Annotated in this window: 19 protein-coding genes and 1 pseudogene; 17 read left to right on the top strand and 3 right to left on the bottom strand. The window is 38.7% G+C overall.

Going from position 1 to position 24,451, the window contains the following annotated elements; translation table 11 throughout:
* Nucleotides 1-7 precede the first annotated feature (7 nt).
* The 4 genes from QF028_RS00895 (at nucleotide 8) to QF028_RS00880 (ending at nucleotide 5,283) form a co-directional block, all read left to right on the top strand.
* A complete protein-coding gene (locus QF028_RS00895; protein WP_429463407.1) occupies nucleotides 8-1,252 on the top strand; it encodes a hydantoinase/carbamoylase family amidase in 1,245 nt (414 codons plus the stop codon).
* A 128-nt stretch (nucleotides 1,253-1,380) separates the two neighbouring features.
* Entirely contained in the window at nucleotides 1,381-2,799 is a 1,419-nt protein-coding gene (ncs1, locus tag QF028_RS00890; RefSeq protein WP_429463405.1) for an NCS1 family nucleobase:cation symporter, read from the top strand.
* A 75-nt stretch (nucleotides 2,800-2,874) separates the two neighbouring features.
* A complete protein-coding gene (locus tag QF028_RS00885) occupies nucleotides 2,875-3,624 on the top strand; it encodes an aspartate/glutamate racemase family protein (protein ID WP_429463403.1) in 750 nt (249 codons plus the stop codon).
* Between the two features lie 192 nt (nucleotides 3,625-3,816).
* A complete protein-coding gene (locus tag QF028_RS00880) occupies nucleotides 3,817-5,283 on the top strand; it encodes an NCS1 family nucleobase:cation symporter-1 (RefSeq protein WP_429463401.1) in 1,467 nt (488 codons plus the stop codon).
* A 103-nt stretch (nucleotides 5,284-5,386) separates the two neighbouring features.
* Here the strand turns inward: QF028_RS00880 and QF028_RS00875 are convergent.
* A pseudogene (locus tag QF028_RS00875) lies at nucleotides 5,387-6,174 on the bottom strand (transposase); the annotation flags it as partial.
* A 443-nt stretch (nucleotides 6,175-6,617) separates the two neighbouring features.
* Between QF028_RS00875 and corA the strand changes: the two are divergent.
* Nucleotides 6,618-7,265 (top strand): magnesium/cobalt transporter CorA, encoded by a 648-nt coding sequence (gene corA / locus QF028_RS00870; RefSeq protein ID WP_429463399.1) that lies wholly within the window; start codon nucleotides 6,618-6,620, stop codon nucleotides 7,263-7,265.
* A 258-nt stretch (nucleotides 7,266-7,523) separates the two neighbouring features.
* Here corA and QF028_RS00865 read toward each other — a convergent pair whose 3' ends face one another.
* Both QF028_RS00865 and QF028_RS00860 read right to left on the bottom strand, forming a co-directional pair.
* Entirely contained in the window at nucleotides 7,524-7,826 is a 303-nt protein-coding gene (locus QF028_RS00865) for a hypothetical protein (protein ID WP_429463397.1), read from the bottom strand.
* Between the two features lie 235 nt (nucleotides 7,827-8,061).
* On the bottom strand, nucleotides 8,062-10,626 hold the full coding sequence (locus QF028_RS00860; RefSeq protein ID WP_429463396.1) for a substrate-binding domain-containing protein: 2,565 nt from the start codon (nucleotides 10,624-10,626) through the stop codon (nucleotides 8,062-8,064).
* Nucleotides 10,627-10,851: 225 nt separating this feature from the next.
* On the opposite strand from QF028_RS00860, the gene QF028_RS00855 reads away from it, so the two are divergent.
* The 12 genes from QF028_RS00855 (at nucleotide 10,852) to QF028_RS00800 (ending at nucleotide 24,429) form a co-directional block, all read left to right on the top strand.
* On the top strand, nucleotides 10,852-11,568 hold the full coding sequence (locus tag QF028_RS00855; protein WP_335401805.1) for a LytR/AlgR family response regulator transcription factor: 717 nt from the start codon (nucleotides 10,852-10,854) through the stop codon (nucleotides 11,566-11,568).
* Between the two features lie 202 nt (nucleotides 11,569-11,770).
* Nucleotides 11,771-12,766, top strand: coding sequence for a LacI family DNA-binding transcriptional regulator (locus QF028_RS00850; protein WP_429463731.1), 996 nt, complete (start codon nucleotides 11,771-11,773; stop codon nucleotides 12,764-12,766).
* A 193-nt stretch (nucleotides 12,767-12,959) separates the two neighbouring features.
* The gene (locus QF028_RS00845; RefSeq protein WP_429463394.1) at nucleotides 12,960-14,132 is read left to right on the top strand and encodes a substrate-binding domain-containing protein; all 1,173 of its coding nucleotides are present in this window, start codon (nucleotides 12,960-12,962) and stop codon (nucleotides 14,130-14,132) included.
* A 59-nt stretch (nucleotides 14,133-14,191) separates the two neighbouring features.
* Complete coding sequence (locus tag QF028_RS00840) at nucleotides 14,192-15,688, top strand: sugar ABC transporter ATP-binding protein (RefSeq protein WP_429463392.1); 1,497 nt, start codon at nucleotides 14,192-14,194, stop codon at nucleotides 15,686-15,688.
* Nucleotides 15,669-16,649, top strand: a complete 981-nt coding sequence (locus QF028_RS00835; protein ID WP_429463390.1) for an ABC transporter permease — start codon at nucleotides 15,669-15,671, stop codon at nucleotides 16,647-16,649. The genes QF028_RS00840 and QF028_RS00835 overlap by 20 nt, the downstream gene beginning before the upstream one ends.
* Nucleotides 16,650-16,774: 125 nt before the next feature.
* Nucleotides 16,775-17,953, top strand: coding sequence for a Gfo/Idh/MocA family protein (locus QF028_RS00830; RefSeq protein WP_429463388.1), 1,179 nt, complete (start codon nucleotides 16,775-16,777; stop codon nucleotides 17,951-17,953).
* A complete protein-coding gene (locus QF028_RS00825; protein WP_429463386.1) occupies nucleotides 17,950-18,921 on the top strand; it encodes a sugar phosphate isomerase/epimerase family protein in 972 nt (323 codons plus the stop codon). The genes QF028_RS00830 and QF028_RS00825 overlap by 4 nt, the downstream gene beginning before the upstream one ends.
* A gap of 37 nt (nucleotides 18,922-18,958) precedes the next feature.
* Complete coding sequence (locus QF028_RS00820; RefSeq protein WP_307198116.1) at nucleotides 18,959-19,993, top strand: zinc-dependent alcohol dehydrogenase family protein; 1,035 nt, start codon at nucleotides 18,959-18,961, stop codon at nucleotides 19,991-19,993.
* 57 nt (nucleotides 19,994-20,050) lie between these two features.
* Nucleotides 20,051-20,893, top strand: coding sequence for a sugar phosphate isomerase/epimerase family protein (locus QF028_RS00815; RefSeq protein WP_429463384.1), 843 nt, complete (start codon nucleotides 20,051-20,053; stop codon nucleotides 20,891-20,893).
* Between the two features lie 185 nt (nucleotides 20,894-21,078).
* The gene (locus QF028_RS00810) at nucleotides 21,079-22,248 is read left to right on the top strand and encodes a substrate-binding domain-containing protein (RefSeq protein WP_429463382.1); all 1,170 of its coding nucleotides are present in this window, start codon (nucleotides 21,079-21,081) and stop codon (nucleotides 22,246-22,248) included.
* 272 nt (nucleotides 22,249-22,520) lie between these two features.
* On the top strand, nucleotides 22,521-23,345 hold the full coding sequence (locus QF028_RS00805; RefSeq protein ID WP_429463380.1) for a TIM barrel protein: 825 nt from the start codon (nucleotides 22,521-22,523) through the stop codon (nucleotides 23,343-23,345).
* A 1-nt stretch (nucleotide 23,346) separates the two neighbouring features.
* Complete coding sequence (locus tag QF028_RS00800) at nucleotides 23,347-24,429, top strand: zinc-dependent alcohol dehydrogenase (RefSeq protein ID WP_429463378.1); 1,083 nt, start codon at nucleotides 23,347-23,349, stop codon at nucleotides 24,427-24,429.
* Nucleotides 24,430-24,451: the final 22 nt, after the last annotated feature.

Below are 24,451 nucleotides of genomic sequence, written 5' to 3'. Positions count from 1 at the left end.
GGACGGTATGAAAACAGTAACCATCAGCAAAGAAAGATTAAAGACTCATATTGATCAATTGGGGGAAATAGGGGAAACAATTGATAACGGCGTTCAACGTCTTGCATTGAGTAATGAAGATCGAGAAGCTACTTTGCTCGTTTCTAAATGGATGAAAGAAGCCGGACTCACTGTCACACATGATCATTTTGGTAATTTAATTGGGCGAAAAGAGGGGCAGAATCCCTGCTTCTCGCCTGTTATGATCGGTTCTCATATTGACTCCGTACGAAATGGCGGTAAATTTGATGGGGTTATCGGGGTATTAGCAGGGATTGAAATTGTTCACGCAATTAACGAGTCCAATATTATCCATGATCATCCAATTGAAGTGGTAGCTTTTTGTGAAGAGGAAGGCTCACGGTTTAATGATGGGTTATTTGGAAGCAGGGGTATGGTTGGAAAAATTAAAAAAGAGGATTTACAAAAAGTAGACGACAACAATGTCTCAAGATATCAGGCCCTTAAAACCTTTGGATTTGATATTAATCCTGATTGTATTGAACTATCAGTACGCGGTATTGGAGATATTCAGTCATATTTCGAGTTGCATATTGAACAAGGTCCATTTTTAGAAAAGAATAATTACCCAGTGGGAATAGTAAGTGGAATAGCCGGACCTTCGTGGTTCAAAATAAAGCTTATAGGAGAAGCCGGCCATGCTGGAACTGTTCCAATGAATCTCCGAAAAGACCCAATGATAGGAGCAGCAGAGGTAATTAAGGAAGTAGAAACACTATGTATGATGGACCCAAAAGCTCCTACTGTTGGGACTATCGGAAGAATCACTGCTTTTCCTGGAGGAAGCAATATCATTCCAGAATCAGTAGAGTTTTCCCTCGATATTCGGGATATCGATTTGGAGAGACGGAATAATATTATCCAGAAAATTGAAGAAAAAATTAAACAAGTAAGTATATCCAGAGGGTTAGTTTATGAGATTGAAAGAAATGTGGACGCAGTACCAGCCAAATGTTCTGGAAATCTTATAAATTCCTTAAAGGAATCATGTAAGGAACTAGGGATCGATGCACCGATTATGATTAGCGGGGCTGGACATGATGCCATGCTATTAGCAGAAATAACAGATATAGGTATGTTGTTTGTAAGGTGCCGTAATGGGATAAGCCACAGTCCAAAAGAGTGGGCAGAGATTGATGATATTTTCACAGCTACAAAAATACTCTATGAAACGGTTCTAAAGCACATCTGATTTCACAGTATGGCGGTCTTCTTTGACTGCCATACAAAGGGATTGTATACAAATAAATAATTCTGAATATTATTTATTTTCGGTAAAGATACGATTAATATAAATGAAAGTATATAGGGGGTATTTTCTTGGATCAAGATAACGAAAAAGGAATTAGTTTAATCGGTAAGGATATCATGCCCACTTCGAGCAGTGAAAGAAAAATGTCATCACTAGCTTACCTAGTTTTATGGGTAGGGATTGCTGTACAATTAGTAACTCCCATTACGGCAGCTCAGCTATACCCTGCATTATCCCCTATGCAAATTATTATTGCTTGTATTCTTGGTAATTTAATCGTTGCTGTTCTTTTAACATTATTAGGAGATATTGGTGTAAGATATGGAATACCTTATGCAGTTTATATTAGGGCATGCTTTGGTTATTTAGGTACACATATTCCTGCTCTGATTCGTGCAATTCCCGCAGTATTCTGGTTTGGTTTCCAAACATGGATGGGTGCGTATGCTTTAGATGTAATCATGAAGACGTTAACAGGGTACTCGAATCTTACCTTATTAATTATTTTATTTGGTACGGTACAAATTATTAATACAGCTATGGGAATGGAGGCTATTACAAAATTTGAATGGCTGGCATCTCCTAGTATTTTAATTATTGGTGTTGTTTTGCAAGTGTTTATTATGAAACAGAATCATTTAACATTCAGTGAGATTTTCTCCCATGGAGGAGATGGTGGCGTTTCAATGGGGTATGCTGTTGTCGTTATGATGGGGACTTATATTACCATGGCTTTAAATGCCCCAGATTTCACACGTTTCTTAAAATCAAAGTCTGATAGAAATGAACATACATGGTGGAAATTGAATCAAGGTAGCTTTTGGGCTCACACAATTGGTTTGGTAGGATCCATGTTATTGTTTACGATTATCGGTTTAACTAGTGGTGTAGCAACGGGTACATGGAATCCAATTGATGCTATGGTCAAAACGATGGGCAAAGATAATCCATTCCTTTTAATTGTTTGTTTAGCTTTTGTGATATTAGCTCAATGGTCTACAAACATAAGTGCAAACTTATTACCTCCAGGATACATCATCGTAAACCTTTTCCCGCGTAAAATTACATTTGCAAGAGGGGCTATTATTGCCGGAGTAATAGGATTGCTTATTCAACCCTGGAATTATGCGGAGTTTGTTCCTCAAATATTACTAGTTATAACAGCAACACTAGCACCAATCGTAGGCATTATGTTTACAGATTATTATTTACTTAGAAAAAGAAGATTGAATGTAGATGAACTGTACAAAGTAGACGGCCAATATAAATATTGGAAAAACGTGAACCCTGCTGCGTTAATTGCTTATATACCAGCTGGCTTGTCTGTCCTTCTTTTCCCAGATTATGGATTTGTTTCTGCATTGCTAATATCAATCGTCTTGTACTATACCTTAATGAAATTTTGGATTTGCAATGTTTATGATCAGCCTGAAATTACAAATGCAAATTTTAGTATTGAAAGTCAAGTAGTTAAAAATGATGCATAAGGCTCAACTCATAAAAAAATCAAAAATCAAATTTTTAGGTTTAAGAGTATTTCCATTAAGGGAGGAAAGACATTTATGAAAATTAAAGTAATCAATCCAAATACGACATTAGCTATGACAAAAGGAATTGAACACGCTGCAAAGTCTGCAGCACGTCCAGAAACGGAAATTCTTGCAGTAAGTCCTAAAATGGGTCCTGTATCAATTGAATCTTTTTATGATGAATATTTAAGTATCCCTGGGGTTATTGAGGAAGTCAAAAAGGGAGAAGAAGAAGGTGTAGATGCATTTGTTATAGCCTGCTATGGTGATCCAGGCTTACATGCTGCTAGAGAAGTGACAGACAAACCTGTTGTAGGAATTGCTGAGGCTTCTGTATATCTAGCATCCATTCTTGCTGCTAGATTTTCCGTTGTTACAGTTTTACCAAGAATTAAAACCATGTTAGAAGAACTTGTTGACTCCTATGGAATGCATAAGCGTGTTCTCAATATACGTACAACACCTATGGGTGTTTTGGATTTTGAGAGAGATCCAGAAGCAGGTATTGAAATGTTAAGGCAGGAAGGAAAAAAAGCGGTAGAGGAAGACAATGCAGAAGCAATTTTACTTGGTTGTGCAGGTATGGCGGAATTTGCTGATAGCCTTGAAAAGGAATTAGGAGTTCCAGTTATAGATGGAGTGGTTGCAGCTGTAAAATTTGCGGAATCCATTGTTGACCTAGGAAAGAAAACCAGTAAATTAAAAACCTATAAATATCCAGAGAAAAAAGAATATATTGGTGTGCTAAAGAATTTTGGGCATGATCAAGTAACAATAAAATAATTAGTTTTATTATTTGGTATACAAAACTTTACGCAGAACTATGATATGAAAAGTATGGAATAATGAATTTTTGGGGGCAGAATCACTCCACGTGAAGTTGCCCTATTTCATGTAATTCTCTTTTTTGGGGTACACACTGTTCATCTATCAAAATTTAATCATTAAGGAAACGTAAATGGAGAGGTGATCCTTTTGGATACAAATTCTATCAATATTATTAATCCAGATCCTTCATTATACAATGAAGATCTTGCACCGGTGCCAAGAGAAAGAAGAAATTGGGGGTGGGGATCGTATTCCATGATTTGGATGGGAATGATCCACAACATCGTTTCATATGAGCTTGCAGGAAGCTTAATTGCAATGGGTATGAGTGTATGGCAGGCACTCGGGGCTGTTATACTCTCAAACATAGCATTGATTGTGGCTATTTGTTTGAACAGTGTTGGGGGTGCCAAATATGGTTTACCATTCCCTGTTTTGATAAGAGCCTCGTTTGGATACAAAGGGGCCCATGTCCCTGTCTTAATTCGGGCGTTCGTGGCGATTTTTTGGTTTGCTGTTCAGGCTTATGCTGGCAGCAAGGCAGTTGGAGCAGTTTTAACTGTTGTTTATCCTAAATGGGTTTCCCTTGGTGCCTATACATTTTTGGGGATGGGACTAAATGATTGGATTGCTTTTGGGACCTTTTGGCTGCTTCATGCCTGGGTAATTTCACATGGAATGGAACGAGTAAGACGTTTTGAAATGTGGGCAGGTCCGCTTGTTATTGTGTTAGGGTTAGGGTTAGTTTATTGGGCAGTAAATATCGCACATGGTTTCGGTCCACTTTTCTCAGTCCCTTCTAAAATTCATGGTGGGGAATTTTGGAAAAGTTTCTTCCTTTCCGTTACCGGGATGATTGGTGTTTTGGCTACCTTAGTTTTAAATATCCCTGATCTTACCCGTTTTTCTCGAAGCCAAAAGGATCAAGTTATTGGTCAGGCCGTAGGATTACCCGTAATGATGACATTTTTTGCCTTTATGAGCATAATGATCACTGCAGGAACCATCATTGCTTTTGGAAAGCCAATAACCGATCCAGTACAACTTTTACTTCAATTTCAGGATCATCCAGTTGTCGTATTGATTGGTGCATTCGCTTTACTAATAGCTACTCTCTCCGTTAACGTGGTTGCAAACGTTGTATCGCCTGCATATGATCTAATAAATTTAATTCCGAGTAAGCTCAATTTTGTGAAAGCAGGAATTATTTCAATCGTGATCGGTGTTTTTTTTGCTCCATGGCTCTGGTTTAACAACGCTAACACTATATTTAATATAGTGGGGGCTATTGGAGGAACTTTAGGACCAGTTTCCGGCATCATGATTGTTGATTTCTTTTTAGTTCGACGTAGTCAATATGATCTTAATAGTTTCTTTGTTAAAGATGGGCAGTATACTTATCGAAACGGTTGGAACCCACGGGCGTTTATCGCTATGGGAATAGGTGTAATTGTGGCTCTAATTGGACTAATCATACCTTCTCTACAAACACTCTATACCTATAACTGGTTTTTAGGAATAGCAGTAGGTGGCCTTTCTTACCTACTATTAATGTCCGTAAAACGAGGTCATTTTGTTGAATCTTTAGTGGAGGAGAAAGCTTCTATAAAATAAATGGAACAAATAAATGTTAGATTCAAATAGTTGAGTCAATTTCATAATGGTTAATTGTAATTTTTATATTAGCTCAATTTTATTTGTTATTTTTTTTAAAAAATTAGGCCACTAGTTTCATTTCTTTCATTTGCTTGTTGATTCGATCTACAGTTAGTTTTTTTGAATTGTACACTAAAGTAACTAAGTCAAAATGGACTTTAGCCTTTTTACCAGAGCGGTAACGAACATTTTTTAATTGGAAAAACTCTTTTAAATATGCATTAACACGTTCAACTGCAGTTCTTTGTTTATAAAGTTTTTTCCAAGCTTCAGAACCTCGTCCTGGAGCGTATATTTTCTGATATCTGTTTCAATCTACACCTTGTAGACCTTCTGAAAAAGAGAATCCTTGGATAACGGACAGGTATCACACTCTTTTGGTCGTACGTACTTCAAGGAACGATACTTTTCATCATATCTTTCGTATTGATAAGAATGTTCTCTCACGCATGTCGGGGCAAAATGTTCATCAAAGCCAATCAATTCTCCTTCATTGCGCTTATTATAAGCAATGATTCCATAAGCTTTCATATTCAGAAGCTGTTGGTAGATTGGTACATAGTCATAACCAGCATCCATAAGACCATAACGAATGGGTAGCGAAGGAAGACTTTCCTTGATCCCTTTAAGAAGAGGAATAGCTGCTTTTCCATCGTTCAAACTAGCGGAAGTCATCATAGATTGTAAGATATACTGGCTGTTTGTTCCAACTGCTAAATGTGCCTTGAATCCGAACCAAAAGGTATTCTTACCTTCACTATTTTTCTTGATGCCCCAATTTGGCTCCAACGGAACCTCAGTTAGTAAGGTCTCAAGGCTAATGGGCAATTGTTCTTCAATCTTCTTTTCCATGTACTGATCGTTGGTTCGAATCCAGCTAGTCCAGCTAAAACTTTTATCAATAGAAGCAAAAGCTAAAAAATAGACTTACTGGTTAACAATACTTTGGACCCCCAAGATTTTGGGGGTCCAAAGTATGTAGTAATTCCTCAGGGGGGTATTAGTTTAATTATAGATTAAATAAGTGGAAAATGAACTAAAAGATCTCCTTTATATTAAATAAATTTTTAGTTGGAGCTATTAGAGTTTTGTTTTTACATTTTTTTTCGATTTAATTACATGTCTAGGTTCAGCTGTAAACCAAGATTGAGATTGGCCATTGAAGATTGTTTGCACTTTATCCAGCGTCCCAATATGAATTATTATGATGGAGTACTTTTCTTTATTTTTCATTCATTAAGTAAAACATTAGGTGCAAGGAGATAGATGTTTTTGTAGGAGATAACTATGTCGTGTCTTTCCATAAAGAGAAGGATAAGGCAAAAGACATGGTTAAACAGAAATTATTTGTCAGTGAAGAAATGGAAAAGGTTGGTCCGTTATATATTCTTCATAACATAATAGATGAATTAGTTGATTGCTATTTTCCGATAATACATCAAATTGAGGACAAACTTAATGAATATGAAGAGAAGGAAGCAAGCAGCAAAAAAATCATCGATGAGGTTTATGAGATTCGCAGAGATCTGATTCGTTTGCGAAAAACGATCGCTCCTATGAGAGATTTGTTATACCGGATGATAAACTCGAAGCGGATTCAGGACACAAGGCAACTTCACCATTATTTTTCCGATATCTATGATCACTTGATGAAGTTAACGGATATGATGGCTTCTAATCAAGATGTTACTTCTGATATGAGGGAGAATTATATGTCCATTCAATCCAATCGAATGAATTCCATCATGATGACACTTACTGTTATAACAACCATTTTTATGCCACTTACATTTATCGTGGGCGTGTACGGAATGAATTTTGATCATATGCCAGAGTTACATTGGAAATACGGGTATATTGTCACTCTTGGGGTAATGGCGATCATTGTCATAGTCATGATTTTTTGGTTTAACAAAAAAGGCTGGCTATTTATAAAGTAACGAGTATAGGGGTCAGACCCACTCAGCTTGTTGGTTTTAAGGAAAGGTCATCAAGTAACTGGGGATAACTGGCTTCGGTCTTTTTGACCGCGAATCACTTTAGACACGTTCCCAGTCCCACACGGAGGTATTGTCCCAGAGAGGATTGCCCTTGGATTCACCAAACCTGTCCGAATGAGTCTTTAAAGTATGCAAAAATTAGTACAGAAAGCAACAAAGTTTACGAAAAGAGCCATTTTTTATAAGCCTCTGTAGGTTTTAGTAGTTATCATAGTACTTTTGAATGACTTCCGGAACATCTTGGTTATAAACCAGTTTCCAAGCGTCAAGGAGATTTTCTTTTGTTACTTTTAGAGCAGGGACAGCTACATAGGCAGGTGCTTGTTTGCCAAGCAGCGCATACCCTGCCAAGATTGCTTCGGCGACTCCCTGATGGTATGGCATTTGGGCGCCCAATCCCTTGATAAGTCCATCTTTGGCCATTTCTAAAGCTGCAGTAGCACCTAAATCAATCGTCGTGATGACCAAATCATCTCTTCCTGCAGCACGGGCCGCAGCCAATGCTCCTTCATTTCTTTCATCCGATATTGATTTTTCTCCTCTGAAAGCTAAATTTGATCCTTACAGACTAAATAGTAAGTTTTTTGGCTCTGGTGCAAAAATAAATTTTCGAAAAGAGAAAACGGTCACCATGAAAAGAGGCCGGCTTCAGCGTGAATCCGGCCTCTCCCATAAAAAAATTCATATACGGTAATATTGGGGTTGATGACTCTTGTCACCGGTATAATCGAACTAATTAAAAGTACTTTTGAATCGCATCCGGAGGATCTTGACGATAAGCCAGTTTCCAAACCTTTAAGACATTTTCTTTTGTTACTTTCATTGCTGGTACAACATAGAATGGAGCTACTTCCTTACCAAGTAATGAATATCCCGCAATAATTGCTTGAGCAACTCCATTTTCATAAGGTAATTGCGCTCCAAGACCTTTTATATTTCCTTCAGAAGCAATTTGAAGCGCCACATTACTTCCCAAATCAACTGTAGTAATGACTATATCATTTATCCCTGCTTTACGAGCTGCAGCTAGTGCTCCTTCCGCTGGTTCATCCCAAATTGCAAAAATACCATCTAAATCTGGATTTCTTGCTAACATACCAGAGGCTACTTTTTCAGCATCGGTTGGAGTTGTAATTCCAACACGTGCAACAATTTTAATATTTGGATATTTTTCTTTAATCGTCGTTTCGAATGCTTTTACACGCTGATTATTTACAAAGAAATCAATATTGTGGAAAATAACACCAATCTTACCTTTTCCTTTAAGTTCTTTACCCATGATCTCGCCGGCAAATGTACCATTTCCATAGTTATCGGATGATACAACGCTTACATAATCTTTGCCAAATTCTAATCCTGCAGGCATGCTATCCATAAAGATTAGTTTGATTCCTGCTTCTGCAGCCTTTTTAAAAGCGGGAGCAGTTGCAACTGGATCAACCGGTAAACTTACGATAACATCTGGTTTTTTAGCCATGATTATTTCGATATCTGAAATTTGTTTTGCAACCTTAAATTGTGCATCCGTAACAGCAACAACTTCAATACCCATTTTTTCAAAAGTATCTTTCAAACCACTAATGATCGCAGTTGAAAAATCATTTTCTGTATAGTGCATCGCAATAGCCGCCTTATAATTCTTTTCCTTAAGCTTTTTCAGGTCTTTCAAAGATAACTGGAGTGTTTTGGCTGAAACAGCCTCCTCTCCATGCGGCCCAGTGCTTAAAATTTTATCATCCGGAATATTTTGATTAATAGTACTATTCAGCGTCTCTCTTATGATGGTCAAAAACTCTTTTACATTAAAGGGTTTTGTCACGTAATTATCAAACCCCTTGTCTAATGTATATTGAATATCCTGCGGTATCGCATTGGCACTTACAGCAATTACCGCAATATCTTTTGTTTGTTTCATTGTTTTTAACATATCAAATATTTCATAACCATGGATATCCGGGAGGTTTAAATCAAGCAGAATCAAGTCCACGTTTTCATTCGCTGCCATTTCTAATCCTTCTTTTCCTGTACGAGCTGATAAAAGCGTATAGGAAGGCTGCGATTTCATAATGTTCCTTACTAAGTTCAAGTTCGACTCGTTATCTTCAATATACAGCAAACGGTAGCAATCTGCCTTCCGGAAATTTCCCTCAGTAAGTACAACCTCTTCACCCCATCTCATGACAGCCTTTAAATCATTCGGAAGCGGCAGACTAAAGAAAAAATCACTGCCTACTCCTTTTTGGCTCGTTACACTAATGTTGCCCCCCATTAGCTGGACGAGCTGTTTTACTAAATACAATCCAATGCCTGTACCTTCTTCTTGTGTCCCTTCAATTCGATAAAATGGAATAAACACTTTTTGATATTCTTCATCTGAAAGTCCGACCCCAGTATCCACAAAATGAATGAATTGATCGTTTCCTTTCAAATAAGAGAAAATAATGACTTTTCCGCCTTCCCGGTTATATTTAATCGCATTATCGAGAAGATTAAGAAGGATTTGCTTAAGGCGAATGGGATCGGCAAGAACGAAGACGGTTTGCCATTGATCCAATTGGTTATGAATACTGATTCTTTTTTTCTTGGCCAGCGGTTGCACGATATTGATACATTCATTGATAATGGTCAGCAGATCAACTTCTTCAATCGAAACTTTTAATTGGCCTGTCTCTATTCTTGATACATCCAAAATATCATTAATTAAACTTAATAAATGTCTTCCACCACCTAAAATTTCTTGGACAAAATCACCCTGTTCTTTATTTAAGGTTTCATCCATTTCTAATAGCTGTGCAAAACCAAGGATTCCATTCAATGGTGTACGGAGTTCATGACTCATTTTAGACAGAAAGTCGGATTTGGCCATATTTGCTTTTTCTGCCTCTTCTTTAGCTCGAATTAAATCATGTTCCGTATTTTTCCATTCGGTGATATCAGAAATTGTAACAAGGGCAGCCTGTTCTTCATTATCACAAATTTTAAGAGGTGTTGAATTTACTGAAATCCATTTTATATAACTATTCCCGTTGTTAATACCCAATATGAAATTATAGAAAGGAATACCGTGTTTAAGTGTTATTATTCCTGGTAACTGGGAATAGGGTAATGGTGATCCGTCTTCTTTAACATATTCTAGTTGCATTAAGCTGGATTTAGTTAAGAACTCTGATTTAATGCCCAGTATTTTTTCTGCATTTTCATTTAAGGCAACCATTTTCCCCGACTTTTCAAGAATCATGACACATTCGGACATGGTCCGAAGAACTTCCTTATATAAATTATCCCTATAGTTGACTTTCATTTTTTCTCCACCAATCCCTTTCGATTCAAAAAAACTTTGTTAACTAGATGAACTGTCTTATACTGTAAGTAGTTAAGGTTCGTAAACGATTGCAAATTAAATAAATAATAAGGGGCTATTTATCATCATTTTCTCACATATTATCTAGTTAATACGTAGAAAGGTTCCGTAACAATCGATGTGATAATAGTTTTAACCAAACTTCAATTACATGAGGGATGATTTATGAAAGTTTTGATTGCAGAGGATAATGCGGCATCTAGAAAATTGTTAAAGCATCTGATTAAATTTGTTCCGAACTATCAAATTGTCGGAGAAGCAGTAAATGGTGAGGATTTAATCAATAAGGTGTTAATGGAAAAGCCTGACATCGTGTTAGTTGATATTAACATGCCTTTATTGAACGGAATGGAAGCGGTTAAATCGTGTAAAAAAATTCTGCCAACCTTGCAGGTTATTTTTATCACAGGCCATGATGAATACGCGCTGGAAGCCTTTGGAGTAAATGCAATTGATTACATTGTTAAACCGATTGAACGGGACAGGCTTTATTCCGCTTTAGAGCGGGCAGCAGCCCTTTCGAAGCAAACCGGCACGGTTCCGCCTCCTGCTCCAGTCAAAAAAGATTTAATGATCAAGCAGCACAATCAATATTCCTTTATTCCGTTAGACGAGATTATTTTTATTGAAAAAGCAGAACGAAAGTCCGTCATTCATACGATTGATAAAAAAATTGAATTAAATGAGGCGTTAACGAATCTCGAAGAGCTCCTTGATTCGCGATTTGTTGTTTCTCATCGTTCTTTTATTATTAATTTGCAGTATTTAACAGGAATAGAAGTGGCTGGTCAAACGTATATAGCACATTTTAAAAATTACGAAGAAACAGCAAGGGTCTCTAAGCATAAGCTAGTTGAATTGCAAAAATGTAAATCGTTGTAAAAGTAAGGCTCAGTAATGAAAAATTACTGGGTCTTATTTTTTTTTTTTAAATGCTTTTTTTGTTCGAATGAATGAAAGGGCTTTCTGGGTGAATGAAATTAACAGTCAAATGGACAAAAAGCTTGTCTGGAGGCGATTAGACGACAAATTTGTAATCGTTTACAATCTGAGTATAGAAACTGGAAAGGAAAAGAGGACAAAGATGGTTGGGATTGTAGATGTAGCAAAAAGGGCTAATGTTTCTACTGCCACAGTATCCCGAGTATTAACCAAGCCTGAAACAGTAAGGGAAACAACGGCGGAAAAAGTGTTAAAGGCGATTGAAGCATTGAATTATCAGCCTAATATCCTAGCACGCCAGTTAAGAAGGCTCGAAACGAAAACGATCCTAGTCGTTGTCCCGGACATTACAAATCCCTTTTTTTCAAAGGTGTTAAGGGGTATTGAAGCTGTCGCTGTTGCAAATGGATATCAGGTTTTACTCGGCGATACAGGCAATGATTTGGAACGAGAAAAGGGGTATTTAAACATCCTGCAGCAAAAAAAAGCAGATGGAATGGTTTTATTAACCGCCAGAATGGATGCAGCAGCTGTTGAAGAGGTGGCCCGAAGGTTTCCGGTGGTGCTGGCATGTGAGTATATTGAAGGCTCTAGCATCCCAACTGTTTCGATTGATAACATCAGTGGTGCCAGAAAGGCAATGGAATATTTAATCGACTTGGGACACGAAAGAATTGGCTGCATCACTGGACCTCTCGATATCGTGTTGAGCCGAGACCGCCTCAAAGGATTTTATCAGGCGATGGCAAGGAAAAACCTTATCGTTGACCCCGTGTTAGTCCAAGAGGGTGACTTCTCATTTGATAGCGGTTTTAATCTCATGATGAAGTTTTTCGCCCTTGGCCAACTCCCAACGGCGATATTCGCTGCAAATGATGAAATGGCAATGGGCGTGATTAAAGCGATTAAATCTAGGGGTCTTAATGTGCCTGAGGATATTTCGGTTCTAGGTTTTGATAATCTGAAATTTTCCTCCATATTCGAACCGGGTCTTACAACGATTGCACAGCCGGCATTCGAAATCGGAGAGAACGCGATGGAATTACTAATGAAGCTCATCAGCAAAGAGGAAGTCAAACGCGAGCAAATTATCTTAGCTGACCAGTTGGTTGTAAGGGAGTCGGTAAGAAGTATTTAAAAATTTTTAAAAAGACATGTAATCCTTTACATTTTTTGGATTTCATGAAATTTCTCGAATGTAAACGATTACTAGTCAAAATTCAATAAACTTTAATTTATGTAAAGGGGGTGGTGCCACACTTAAGATTGTAAGGTGGTGCCAACAAAATAACGAGCTTCAACTAAATAACAAACATAGTGGGGGTTATTAAATGAAAAAGAGTTTTTCAATTTCGATCTTATTATTATTGATTTTAAGTATCGTCCTAGCCGGTTGTGGCGGCAATAAAGCCACTTCAGGTGAACAAGCAAAGCAACCAAAGAATAAAAACTATTCGGAAACAGCATCAGGTCCATTAACGATTAATCCAGCGATTCCGGATTTAGAAGTAAAAGATAAAGGACCAAATGGCGAACAAGCTGTTTCGGCAAAATCATTAAAACTAACAGAAGAAGAGCTTAAAAAGATTAAGGATGGAAAATATAAAGCGGCGATTGTTATGCATTACTCTGGTACCGACTATATGAATGCTGCAGTTGGTGCGATGCAAGATACGTTTAAGAAAATGGGCATTGAAGTAGTTGCTGTTACAGATGCACAGTTCAAAGCAGAAAAGCAAGTAAATGATATTGAAACGGTTTTAGCAAAAAAACCTGACATCATGATTTCTGTTCCGGTTGATGCCGTTTCTACGGCACCAGCTTATAAAAAAGCAGTTGCACAAGGGGTTAAATTAGTATTTATGGATGGAGCTGCAGAAGGTCTTGTCCCTGGAAAAGATTACATTAGTATTGTGTCGGGTGACAACATGGGTAACGGAGCAACAGCAGCGGACATTATGGCTGAAAAACTTGGTGGAAAAGGTAAAGTTGGTATTGTGTATCACGATGTAAACTTCTTTGTAACCAAAAATCGTTCGGATGCCTTTGAAGCAAGAATGAAAGAAAAATATCCAAATATTGAGATTGTAGCAAAAGGTGGTATTACCGGTCCAAACGATGCGGAAAAAGTAGCTTCTGCAATGCTTACAAGAAACCCTGACATAAATGGAATCTTTGCCCCTTGGGATGTACCAGCTGAAGGTGTTATGGCAGCTGCACGTACTGCGGGTAAAAATGATTTAGTCGTTACAACTGTTGACTTAGGCACAAACGTTGCGATCTCGATTGCACAGGATGGAATCGTAAAAGGACTTGGAGCCCAGCTGCCATATGACCAAGGTGTTGCACTAGGGATTCTTTCAGGTTATGCACTATTAGGTAAGGAAGCACCAGCTTATGTTGCTTCGCCATCGATTAAAGTCACAAAAGATAATGTATTAGATTCTTGGAAGCTTATCTACGGGACAGAAGCACCAAAAACAGTTCAAGATGCAATGAAATAAAAAATAGGATAGGGGTTGCCCGAAAAGCAGCCTCTATCACGAAAAGAAGGTGAACTTGGATGGAACAACCTATTCTAGAAATGAAAAATATTAGTAAAGCATTTAACGGGATTCCCGTATTAAAAGATGTTAATTTCTCCGTGAAAAAAGGTGAAGTTCACGCCTTGATGGGGGGAAATGGTGCCGGGAAATCGACGTTAATGAAAATTCTAACAGGTGTTTATACCGCAGATAGCGGCGACATTCTGATTGACGGAAAACCTGTGAGTATTAAAAGTTATGAAGAAGCACAAAAAAATAATATATCGATGATTTTCCAAGAGTTTAGCTTAATTCCAACCCTTACCGTTGCCCAAAACATCTATCTTACACGTGAGAAGAAAAACTCATTAGGACTGCTCGATGACAAAGATTGTGAAAAGAAAACGGAAAAACTGTTAGAGGAATTAGGCGTAGATATTAAACCAACTGATATTGTGCAAAATCTTGGCGTTGGCTATTGGCAGATGACGGAAATTGCCAAAGCACTTTCCCAAGAAGCGAAAATTCTCATTATGGATGAGCCAACCTCTTCCTTAACCAAAAATGAAACAGAAGTATTATTTAGCTTTATTAACAAATTGAAAGCAAAAGGATATTCCATCATCTATATTTCACACCGGATGGATGAGATCTTTGAAATATGTGACCGAATTACGATTTTACGGGATGGCCGATATATTACAACAGAAACATGCAGTGAAACCAATCTTGACACGGTCATTCAGCATATCGTTGGCATGGAGTTTGACCAGGCCTTTGAATGGAAGGAGCGTTCTTACTCCCATGAGGCAGAGCCAATTTTTGAAGTAAGAAACTTAAGTGCGGGGAAGGTTCAAGATATCAATCTTAGAATTCAGCCGGGCGAAATTGTCGGAATTGCCGGGTTGATGGGAAGCGGCAGAACTGAATTGCTTCGAAGTCTCTTTGGGATTGATCCAATTGACAGTGGAGACATCTACGTAAATGGTGAGAAGCAATCCATTAAAAATGCCAGAAATGCAATCGATGCGGGTCTAGCTTTGATTCCAGAGGATCGCCGGATGCAAGGATTGGTCCTTGAACATAGTGTCAAGGATAATATGATTCTTCCAATTCTTTCGAAGGTTAAAAAAGGAACTTTTATTGATGATAAAAAATCCAATGAAATTAGTAAGGATTTTGTACGGAAGCTAAATATTAAAACAGATCATATTTTTAAACAAGCTAGGTTGTTATCAGGCGGTAATCAGCAAAAAATCGTTCTCGCCAAATGGCTGGCGAATGATCCTACCGTACTCATGTTGGATGAACCAACAATCGGCGTCGATATCGGTGCAAAAACGGAAATCGTTGAAATTATTCGAGCAATGGCCGAAAGCGGCAAGGCGATCCTTGTGGTCTCCTCCGAACTCCCAGAACTGCTTGCCTTGAGTGACCGTGTTGTCGTCATGCATGATGGGAAAATTAAAAAGGAGATGACCCGCAGGGAGATTAAATCAGAGGAGGAATTACAATATGCAATCCAAGGTTTCTAATATACAAAAGCCAGCAACTCCAGTATTGAAAGGTTTCGAGTGGCGCAATTATATTGTCTATTTTGCCTTCGTAGGAGTATTAATCTATTTTTCTCTCAGCTTAAGTAATGAAGGTTTTTTAACTTCAGGAAACTTATTAAATATTGTTAGACAAACAGCAACCATTTCTTTAATGGCGTTGGCGATGACATTTGTTATCAGTACAGGAGAAATTGACCTTTCTGTCGGTTCCATTGCCGCTCTTTCTTCCCTAGTAGGTGCATTGGCAATCCAAGCCGGTTATGGCATTGTGGGAGGACTCATTGGCGGTGTAGGTACAGGACTTGTGGTTGGCTTAATCAATGGTTTGCTTGTAACAAAAGTAGCGATTCCATCCTTCTTAGTAACGCTGGGAACAATGGGAGCTATAAAGGGTCTTGCCATGTGGGTAACCGACACGGCACCTGTACCGATTGTAGATGCTAATTTCAATTTTATTTTTGGATCTGGTGACATTGGTCCAATTCCGGTTCTTCTTGTTTGGACTATCGTATTTACTGTCATTGCTCATGTGTTACTTCGTAAAACAGCATTTGGTCGTCAGATTCTTGCGACAGGCGGAAATGAAAATGCTGCAAGATTCTCAGGTGTTAAAACGATGAAAATTAAGCTGATCGTTTTCCTTGGAACTGGTTTAATGGCTGGTCTAGCAGGTCTTCTTTATGCGGGCCGTATGAATGCAGGACGTTTTTCCTTCGGTGAAGGGGATGAGCTTTCTGTTATCGCTGCGGTTATTCTTGGTGGTACAAGCTTGTTTGGCGGTGTAGGAACGATTATCGGAACACTGGTTGGTTCGTTAATGATCGGTACGATCAACAACGGTTTGATTATTATGGGTCTGGATGTCAGCCAGCAAATGATTATCAAAGGAATTATCATCATCTTGGCTGTGGCATTTGGTAAGAAAGCGATGAAGCGATAGGTTTTTATAAAATTAAAGTTACCTCATGCTCAATTAGTTATAAAAAAGAATCAATGGCATGAGGTAACACTCTTAAAAAGTACGTTACTACAACATGAGAAAACTTATGTACAGGAGGAAACGAAGTGGAGAAGATTAAAGTTGGTATCATTGGTACCGGTTTTATCGGGCCAACACATATTGAAGCCATCAGAAGACTTGGCTTTGTAGAAGTAGTTGGTTTGTCGGAAACTAGTCAAGAAATGGCGGAAAAAAAGGCAGCGGAGCTTGGAATTCCAAAGGCGTATGGTGATTATCGTGAAATGCTCCAGGACCCCGAAATTAAGGTCGTGCACAATTGCACACCAAATCACCTTCACTTTGCAATTAATAAAGAGATCATTTTAGCAGGAAAGCATGTCGTATCAGAGAAACCGCTAGCAATGAATAGTAAAGAATCAGCGGAATTGCTGGAGTTAGCAGAAAAACACGGCGTTGTCCATGCGGTGAACTTCAATTACAGACAGCATGCCAGTGTCCAAAACTTACAAGCGATGATTGCAAAAAGTGACCTTGGAAAAGTGAATTTGGTACACGGAAGCTACCTGCAGGATTGGTTATTGTATGAAACAGATTATAACTGGCGTTTAGCGCCGGAAGTAGGCGGAAAATCACGGGCGGTAGCGGATATTGGGTCCCATTGGTGTGATACAGTCCAATTTGTAACAGGCAAAAAGATTGTGGAAGTATTTGCTGATTTAGCAACTGTTGTTCCAGTAAGAAAGAAGCCTACAGGAAACGTAGCTACTTTTGGGGCACAGACTATAGAAGATATGGAATATGAAGATGTTCCAATTAATACAGAAGATTATGCATCCGTTCTTGTTCGTTTTGAAGATGGATCAAGAGGAGTCTTTACCGTATCTCAGGTAAGTGCCGGACGGAAAAATAGATTAAGCTTTGAAATTAATGGAAGCAATAGCTCTGTTTTCTGGAACCAAGAGGAACCGGAAAAGCTTTGGATTGGTCATCGTGATCGAGCAAATGAACTTCTGTTAGCGGATCCTTCCCTGTTTACGGCAGAAGCAAGGTCTGCGATTCACCACCCAGGCGGACACAATGAAGGCTGGCCGGATGCATTGAAAAATATGATGTTGAATTTCTACTCTTTTATTCGCGATAACAAGAGCCTGAAAACAGATAAGCCTAAGTTTGCTACATTTGAAGATGGACACGTTTCGATGTGTATTACAGACGCCATCTTGGAAAGCAGCCAGCAGCAGAAATGGGTAAAGGTTTCTGCAGGAAAGAAGGTACTTTCATGAAACTAGGTGTATTTACCCCGCTGTATCAGAATCTGCCATTTGAAGAAATGCTGGATAAACTGGCAGGCATGGGTGTTGAGGCCGTTGAATTGGGGACAGGAAATTATCCCGGCAACCATCACTGTAATCCGGATGAATTGCTTGCCTCACCTGAAAAAACCAGAGCATTCCTGCGAGCGCTTGAAACAAGGGGAATAACCATCAGTGGTTTAAGCTGCCACGGAAATCAGCTGCATCCGAATGTAACAATAGCCAAAGAGTCACATGACGTTTGGCGAAAAACCGTTTTACTGGCAGAACATTTAGAAGTTCCTGTTATCAATGGTTTTTCCGGCTGTCCGGGTGATCATCTAAGCAGCAAGAATCCAAATTGGGTTACATGTTCATGGCCGCCGGAATATTTAGACGTGTTGAACTGGCAATGGAACGAAGTCGTGATTCCTTATTGGAAAGAGGAAGCGAAATTCGCAAAACAGCACGGCATTAATCAAATTGCTTTTGAAATGCATCCCGGCTTTGTGGTCTATAATCCAGAAACATTACTGAAGTTAAGGGAGCATGCCGGAGAAAATATTGGCGCCAACTTTGATCCAAGCCACCTAATCTGGCAAGGAATTAACCCGGTCGAGGCGATTAAAAACCTTGGCCGTGAAAAAGCGATTTTCCATTTTCATGCGAAAGACACTTATTTAGATCAAACCAATATTAGTGTGAATGGTGTTTTAGATACAAAGCATTACAGCGAAATTTTAGACCGTTCATGGACATTTAGATCTGTAGGATATGGCTCGGATGAAAAAATGTGGAAAGACATTGTGAGTGCCTTAAGAGCGGTTGGTTATGATTATGTCATTTCCATTGAACATGAAGACATGCTGGCTTCAACGGACGAGGGATTAAAGAAAGCGATATCTCTATTAAAAGGCGCCATGTTTAAGGAACAAGTAACTGATATGTGGTGGGCTTAATTTTTGTGATTCAAACTAACTTATTGGAGGCAGTACGATGACAACAATGCAAGCTGTATTTTTTCCAGGAGACAAAAAGGTAGAAATTCGTCAGGTTGAAATCCCAACACCAGGACAAGGAGAAGTACTCATTCAATTAAAGGCGTCTGCTATTTGCCGCAGTGATATGAGCTTGTACTATGGAACATCTGTTTTTGAAGGAACAAAATGCGGATGCACGGTTCCTGGACATGAGCCGGCTGGTGTTATTACAGGAGTAGGTAATGGTGTATCTAATTTCAAGCCGGGTGACCGGGTTGCTGTTTACTTAGCATTAGGCTGCGGTGAATGTGCTCATTGTAAGAGCGGATACAAAATGTTCTGTAAGGAATTTAAGTGCATTGGTTTTGACTCTCATGGCGGCGACGCTGAGTATATGGTAGTTCCTGCTGAAAACTGCATGAGACTTCCGGATAGCATGAGCTTTGTAACAGCTGCCGTTTCAACAGATGCAGTAGGAACCCTGTATCACGCACAAAAGAGATTAGGGATTTCCGGCAGAGACTATCTTGTCATTTTTGGAATGGGCCCTATGGGCGGTGCCGGTGTGATGATTGCTAAAGGATTAGGTGCAACGGTTATCGCGGTTGACATGCTGGATGAGCGCTTGGAGCTTGCGAAGGAATTAGGTGCAGATTACACCATCAATGGGAAAACGATGAATGTTCAAGAAGAAATTGCCCGTATTACAAATGGTGCCGGTGCAGACGCAGCGATCGATTGCTCCGGAAGCCCGTATGCTGAAAATGATGCATTAGATTGTGTGAGAGCACATGGACGTGTGGCCTTTATCGGCGAAAGCAAAGAGACAACGATTAAGCCTAGTCAGCAGTTAATTCGTAAACAAATTTCGGTGATGGGTTCATGGTACTTCCCAATTCAAGAGTTCGATGAGATTGCTGAGTTTATTGTCAGAAAAAATCTCCCTGTTGAAAAATTAGTTACTCACCAATTTAAATTGGAAGAAGCGGAAACTGCATTCCAAATGTTTGATGAAAGAAAAACAGAAAAAGCAGTATTTGTTTGGGAATAATCACCAACGATTAACAAAACTAGTAGTTGTAACTTGATTTTTGAGGAGGATAAATGAATGAAGCTTGCATTTAATACTTGGGTTTATAATTCTTTTCCATCTATGTTGCCATTTTATCCATTAGAAGAAACGATTAATCGAATCGCTGCATTTGGTTATGATGGAATTGAAATAGGTTGTGCGAGTCCCCATGCTTGGCCGGATTATCTCTCCAATGAGAGAAGAAAAGAAATAGCTCAACATTTAAAACGGAACAATCTTAATGTTGCGGCTATGCTTCCCGCACCTGGGGGAGGACCTGGAGTCAATCCATCCTCGGCTTTAAAAGAAGAGCGTGAATTTACGATAAAACATTATAAAGAAGTCATTCGCCTGGCACATGACTGGGAATGTCCAATTGTTATGTGGCTTGCCGGCTGGTTCGGTTTTGGAATGAACAAGCAAGAGGCATGGAAATATAGCCTGGAGGGTTTGCAAGATGTCGCAAAATATGCGAAAGATCTAGGAATCACCTTAGTAGTTGAACCTCAGGCAGCTGATTGTAATTTAATCGAATCCGCGGATGATGCTTTGCAGCTGGCAGAAGAATCAGGTGAATCCAATGTGAAAGTGATGTTTGATACTTTCCATGCCCTATTCCGTAGTGAAGTACCGAGTGATTATGTATATAAAATGAAAGATAAGTTGCATCATGTTCATATTTCGGATGACGATCGATTACCGCCTGGACAAGGAACCGTAAATTGGGATTCCGTATTAAGAGCATTAAAGGAAATCGATTACAAGGGCTACCTCTCCATGGAAATTGGTTTTGGTACCAGAAAAGCGGATCCTGATTGGTATGCGAAAACATCCATTGATTACTTGAAAGAAAAATTAAAAGAAATTGGCTGTAAGTAAGCTTTAAACCTCAAATTTTTAAGATGAATTGATAACGGGGCTGACCTAGATACTAAAATTCTACAAGGTTGGCCCGCTTGAACAAGAAATTTTAACTTTGCAAGGGCATTAAAATACTATTATTTGATTTCCAAATCAATATTAAAATTCAACATTATTAAATTAATCAATTATTGGAGGCTATCATGAAAAAACTTACTTCATTAATCGTTACGATACTATTAATTAGCAGTTTGGCTCTTATGGGCTGTGGAAAACAAAGTGCCAATACTTCGGGGCAGCAAAAAAATGAAAAAGCAGCATCAGAAAAAGTTACTTATCCTCTTACCATTAACCCGGAAATACCAAGCGATCAGAAAATTTTAAGTACAGGTCCAAATGGAGAAACAGCCACTCCTGCAGCAACTTTGCAATTGTCTGAAGAGGATGTAAAGAAAATTAAAGAAGGTAAATTTAAAGCCGCTATTTCCATGCACTATGCAGGAAACGATTTCTCAACTGCCATCATCAATGGTGTGAAAGATACTTTTGAAAAAATGGGCATAGAAGTTGTTGCCGTTACTGATGCACAATTTAAGCCTGAAAAACAAATTTCAGATATCGAAACCATCATGGCTAAAAAACCAGATGTTATCGTAGCTTTGCCGGTTGATCCAGTTGCTACTGCTCCCGCTTTTAAAAAGGCTGCAGAAGCAGGTGTAAAATTAGTATTTATGGATAATGTGCCAAAAGGTTTCCAAGCTGGAAAAGATTATGTAAGCGTTGTTTCTTCAGATAACTATGGAAACGGTATCTTTGCCGGCGAAATCATGGGTGAAGAACTAAAAGGAAAAGGCAAGATCGGTGTTATTTTCCACGATGTTAATTTCTTTGTCAATAACCAGCGTAAAGATGCATTCGAAAAAACGATTAAAGAAAAGTATCCAAATATTAAAATTGTTGCACACGGTGGAATTATCACTCCTAACGATGCTGAAAAAGTAGCTTCTGGTATGTTAACAAAAAACCCTGATTTAGATGGCATTTTCGCGATTTGGGATGTACCAGCGGAAGGAACACTTGCTGCAGCTCGTACAGCAGGGAAAAATGATTTAGTCATTACGACAGTTGATTTGGGAACGAATGTAGCGCTTCAAATTGCTTCTGGAGGAAATGTAAAAGGTCTTGGAGCACAGTTACCTTATGAAAATGGAGCTGCCCAAGCGCTTGTAGCCGGATATTCATTACTTGGCAAGCAATTAGAACCATATTATGTTGTTCCATCGATGAAAGTAACAAAAGAAAATGTCTTAAAGGTTTGGAAAATGGCTTATCGTCAAGATGCACCAGAAGTTATTCAAAAAGCAGCAAAATAATGATCAATTAGAAAACTAGAAAAGTAGATTACTAAACTCTCTGAATGAGAACTAAAAACTTAATAGAGGCCGCTTTTACATGCGGCCTCTATTAAAGAATGTAATATGGTTTTGAAAAAGCGATCTCTCTCTTAAAAGGGGCTATGTTCAAGGAACATTTTACCGAGATGTGGTGGATGTAGTACGTCATTGTCGATCTAGGGGAAGGGATTTTCATAAATTAATGCAATTATCGTAGAAAATCTAAAATTGGTGATTAAGGAGATGTTTGTATGATTAAGTACTCTTACAACACGCTAGTATATGCAGGAGAAGATATTGAAACTAGTATTGCCAGACTTGCCAAATTTGGTTATAACGGTGTGGAATTTGTTGGCGAGCCAGAACAAATGGATGCTGACCGCATTAAAGAATTACTGGCTAAATATAATATTGAAGCTTCCACAATTTGTGCCATTTATAACGCTGAAAGAGATTTAGTCTCCAGCAATGAAAATATTAGAAAAAATGCAGTCAATTATTTAAAAAGCTGCGTCGATTTTGCCAGCAAAATCGGAGCAAAAGGAATCTCGCTGACTCCAACTGCCTGTATGAAAATTTATGGAGAGGCCGATCGAGAAACTGAGCTAAAGTGGGCTGAGGAAGGAATACGCGAAGCTGGTATTTATGCAGGAGAACATGGTGTCAGGTTGACAGTAGAAGCATGGAATCGCTACGAAAACTATTTAATCAATCGATTAGAGCAATCACTTGAGCTGGTTAATCGTGTTAATCTGCCAAGCGTAGGAGTTATGGGTGATACGTATCATATGAATATTGAAGAAGTCGATATTGCGGATACCATCAGAATGGTTGGAGATAAATTATATCACCTTCACATCGCTGACAGTAATAGAGCGGCACCAGGCAGGGGACATATCGATTTTAAGCCAATCGCTCAGGCTTTGCGCGATATTAACTATAGTGGATATTTAACGATGGAGCTATTGCCTCCGTTTGCAGATCCATTTAATGGAACAAGATGTGAAGAGTTTTATGATCAATATACAGAAGAGTCAATCGTTTTCCTAAAAAAATTATTTAAGGAGGAAGAATAAAATGGCTCAGAACACATTAGTTAACAATCAAGGTATAGATTCAGGGTTTGATCAAAAAGAAATGAAAGCCGCAGTAACTTATGCAGCACATGACTTAAAAATTGAAACGGTACCTGTTCCAGAAATTAACGATAACGAGGTTCTCATCAAGGTTAAAGCTTGTGGAATTTGTGGAACAGACCCACATATTTACAACGGTCATTTCCCTGCTCCTATGCCATTAATCCAAGGTCATGAATTTGCTGGCGAAGTTGTCAAGATAGGAGCTTCCGTTACCAGTGTAGCAGTTGGTGATCGAGTAACTGCTGATATTAATATTAGCTGCGGAAATTGTTATTATTGCCGTACAGGCCAAAAGCTTTTCTGTGAGAACATTAAACAACTTGGTGTTCATACAAACGGAGCATTTGCTGAATTTGTAAAAGCGCCGGAAAATAATACTTATAAGTTACCAGAAGGAATGTCTTGGGAGGAAGGTGCTTACATTGAACCGCTAGCTTGTGTTATTCGCGGGCAGGAGCGGGCAAATGTAGTCATGGGAGATATCGTCGCGATTATTGGTGCAGGTCCAATGGGTCTGGCGCATGCTGTTATGGCAAAATTAAATGGTGCAAGTAAGGTAATTATTTCTGAAATGAACAAAGCGCGTCTTCAGAAAGCAAGAGAACTGGGAGTAGACGTTGTTATTGATGCATCAGAAAAGGACCCTATTCAAGAAGTCTTTCATGCGACGGAAGGAAGAGGTGCTGATGTTGTATTCGAAGTAGTTGGAGCAATGCCAACTTATAGACAAGCTTTCCAAATGGTTAGAAAAGGCGGGACAATCGTAGCATACGGTGCAGCCCCTGCTGATGCAACACTAGATGTGAAGCCATTTGAAATCTTTAGTAAGGAACTTACCATTGTAGGTTCATATGCAGGTACTTATGGAACTTGGACTAAAGCGATTCAATTACTTTCATCAAAGAGATTTAATCCAAAAGCGATCTTCAGTAAGACAATTAAATTAGATCAATTAGAAGAAGGTATTGTAGAGGCAGATAAAAACAAAGACACGATTAAAATCTTGGTTGAAATTGAATAATAAATGGACTGGGAATATTTCT

Origin of the sequence: Neobacillus sp. B4I6 (assembly GCF_050434045.1) — a bacterium.
Lineage (GTDB): Bacteria > Bacillota > Bacilli > Bacillales > Cytobacillaceae > Neobacillus.
This window is presented reverse-complemented; position numbering and strand designations above follow the sequence as displayed.

Bases quoted from the DNA above. Each gene is read 5' to 3' on its own strand.
- QF028_RS00885 (WP_429463403.1), top strand. From the start codon at position 2,875: ATGAAAATTAAAGTAATCAATCCAAATACGACATTAGCTATGACAAAA.
- QF028_RS00810 (WP_429463382.1), top strand. From the start codon at position 21,079: ATGAAAAAACTTACTTCATTAATCGTTACGATACTATTAATTAGCAGT.
- QF028_RS00860 (WP_429463396.1), bottom strand. From the start codon at position 10,626: ATGAAAGTCAACTATAGGGATAATTTATATAAGGAAGTTCTTCGGACC.
- QF028_RS00815 (WP_429463384.1), top strand. From the start codon at position 20,051: ATGAAGCTTGCATTTAATACTTGGGTTTATAATTCTTTTCCATCTATG.
- QF028_RS00835 (WP_429463390.1), top strand. From the start codon at position 15,669: ATGCAATCCAAGGTTTCTAATATACAAAAGCCAGCAACTCCAGTATTG.
- QF028_RS00895 (WP_429463407.1), top strand. From the start codon at position 8: ATGAAAACAGTAACCATCAGCAAAGAAAGATTAAAGACTCATATTGAT.
- QF028_RS00805 (WP_429463380.1), top strand. From the start codon at position 22,521: ATGATTAAGTACTCTTACAACACGCTAGTATATGCAGGAGAAGATATT.
- QF028_RS00855 (WP_335401805.1), top strand. From the start codon at position 10,852: ATGAAAGTTTTGATTGCAGAGGATAATGCGGCATCTAGAAAATTGTTA.
- QF028_RS00840 (WP_429463392.1), top strand. From the start codon at position 14,192: ATGGAACAACCTATTCTAGAAATGAAAAATATTAGTAAAGCATTTAAC.
- QF028_RS00825 (WP_429463386.1), top strand. From the start codon at position 17,950: ATGAAACTAGGTGTATTTACCCCGCTGTATCAGAATCTGCCATTTGAA.
- QF028_RS00850 (WP_429463731.1), top strand. From the start codon at position 11,771: ATGGTTGGGATTGTAGATGTAGCAAAAAGGGCTAATGTTTCTACTGCC.
- QF028_RS00820 (WP_307198116.1), top strand. From the start codon at position 18,959: ATGACAACAATGCAAGCTGTATTTTTTCCAGGAGACAAAAAGGTAGAA.
- QF028_RS00845 (WP_429463394.1), top strand. From the start codon at position 12,960: ATGAAAAAGAGTTTTTCAATTTCGATCTTATTATTATTGATTTTAAGT.
- QF028_RS00800 (WP_429463378.1), top strand. From the start codon at position 23,347: ATGGCTCAGAACACATTAGTTAACAATCAAGGTATAGATTCAGGGTTT.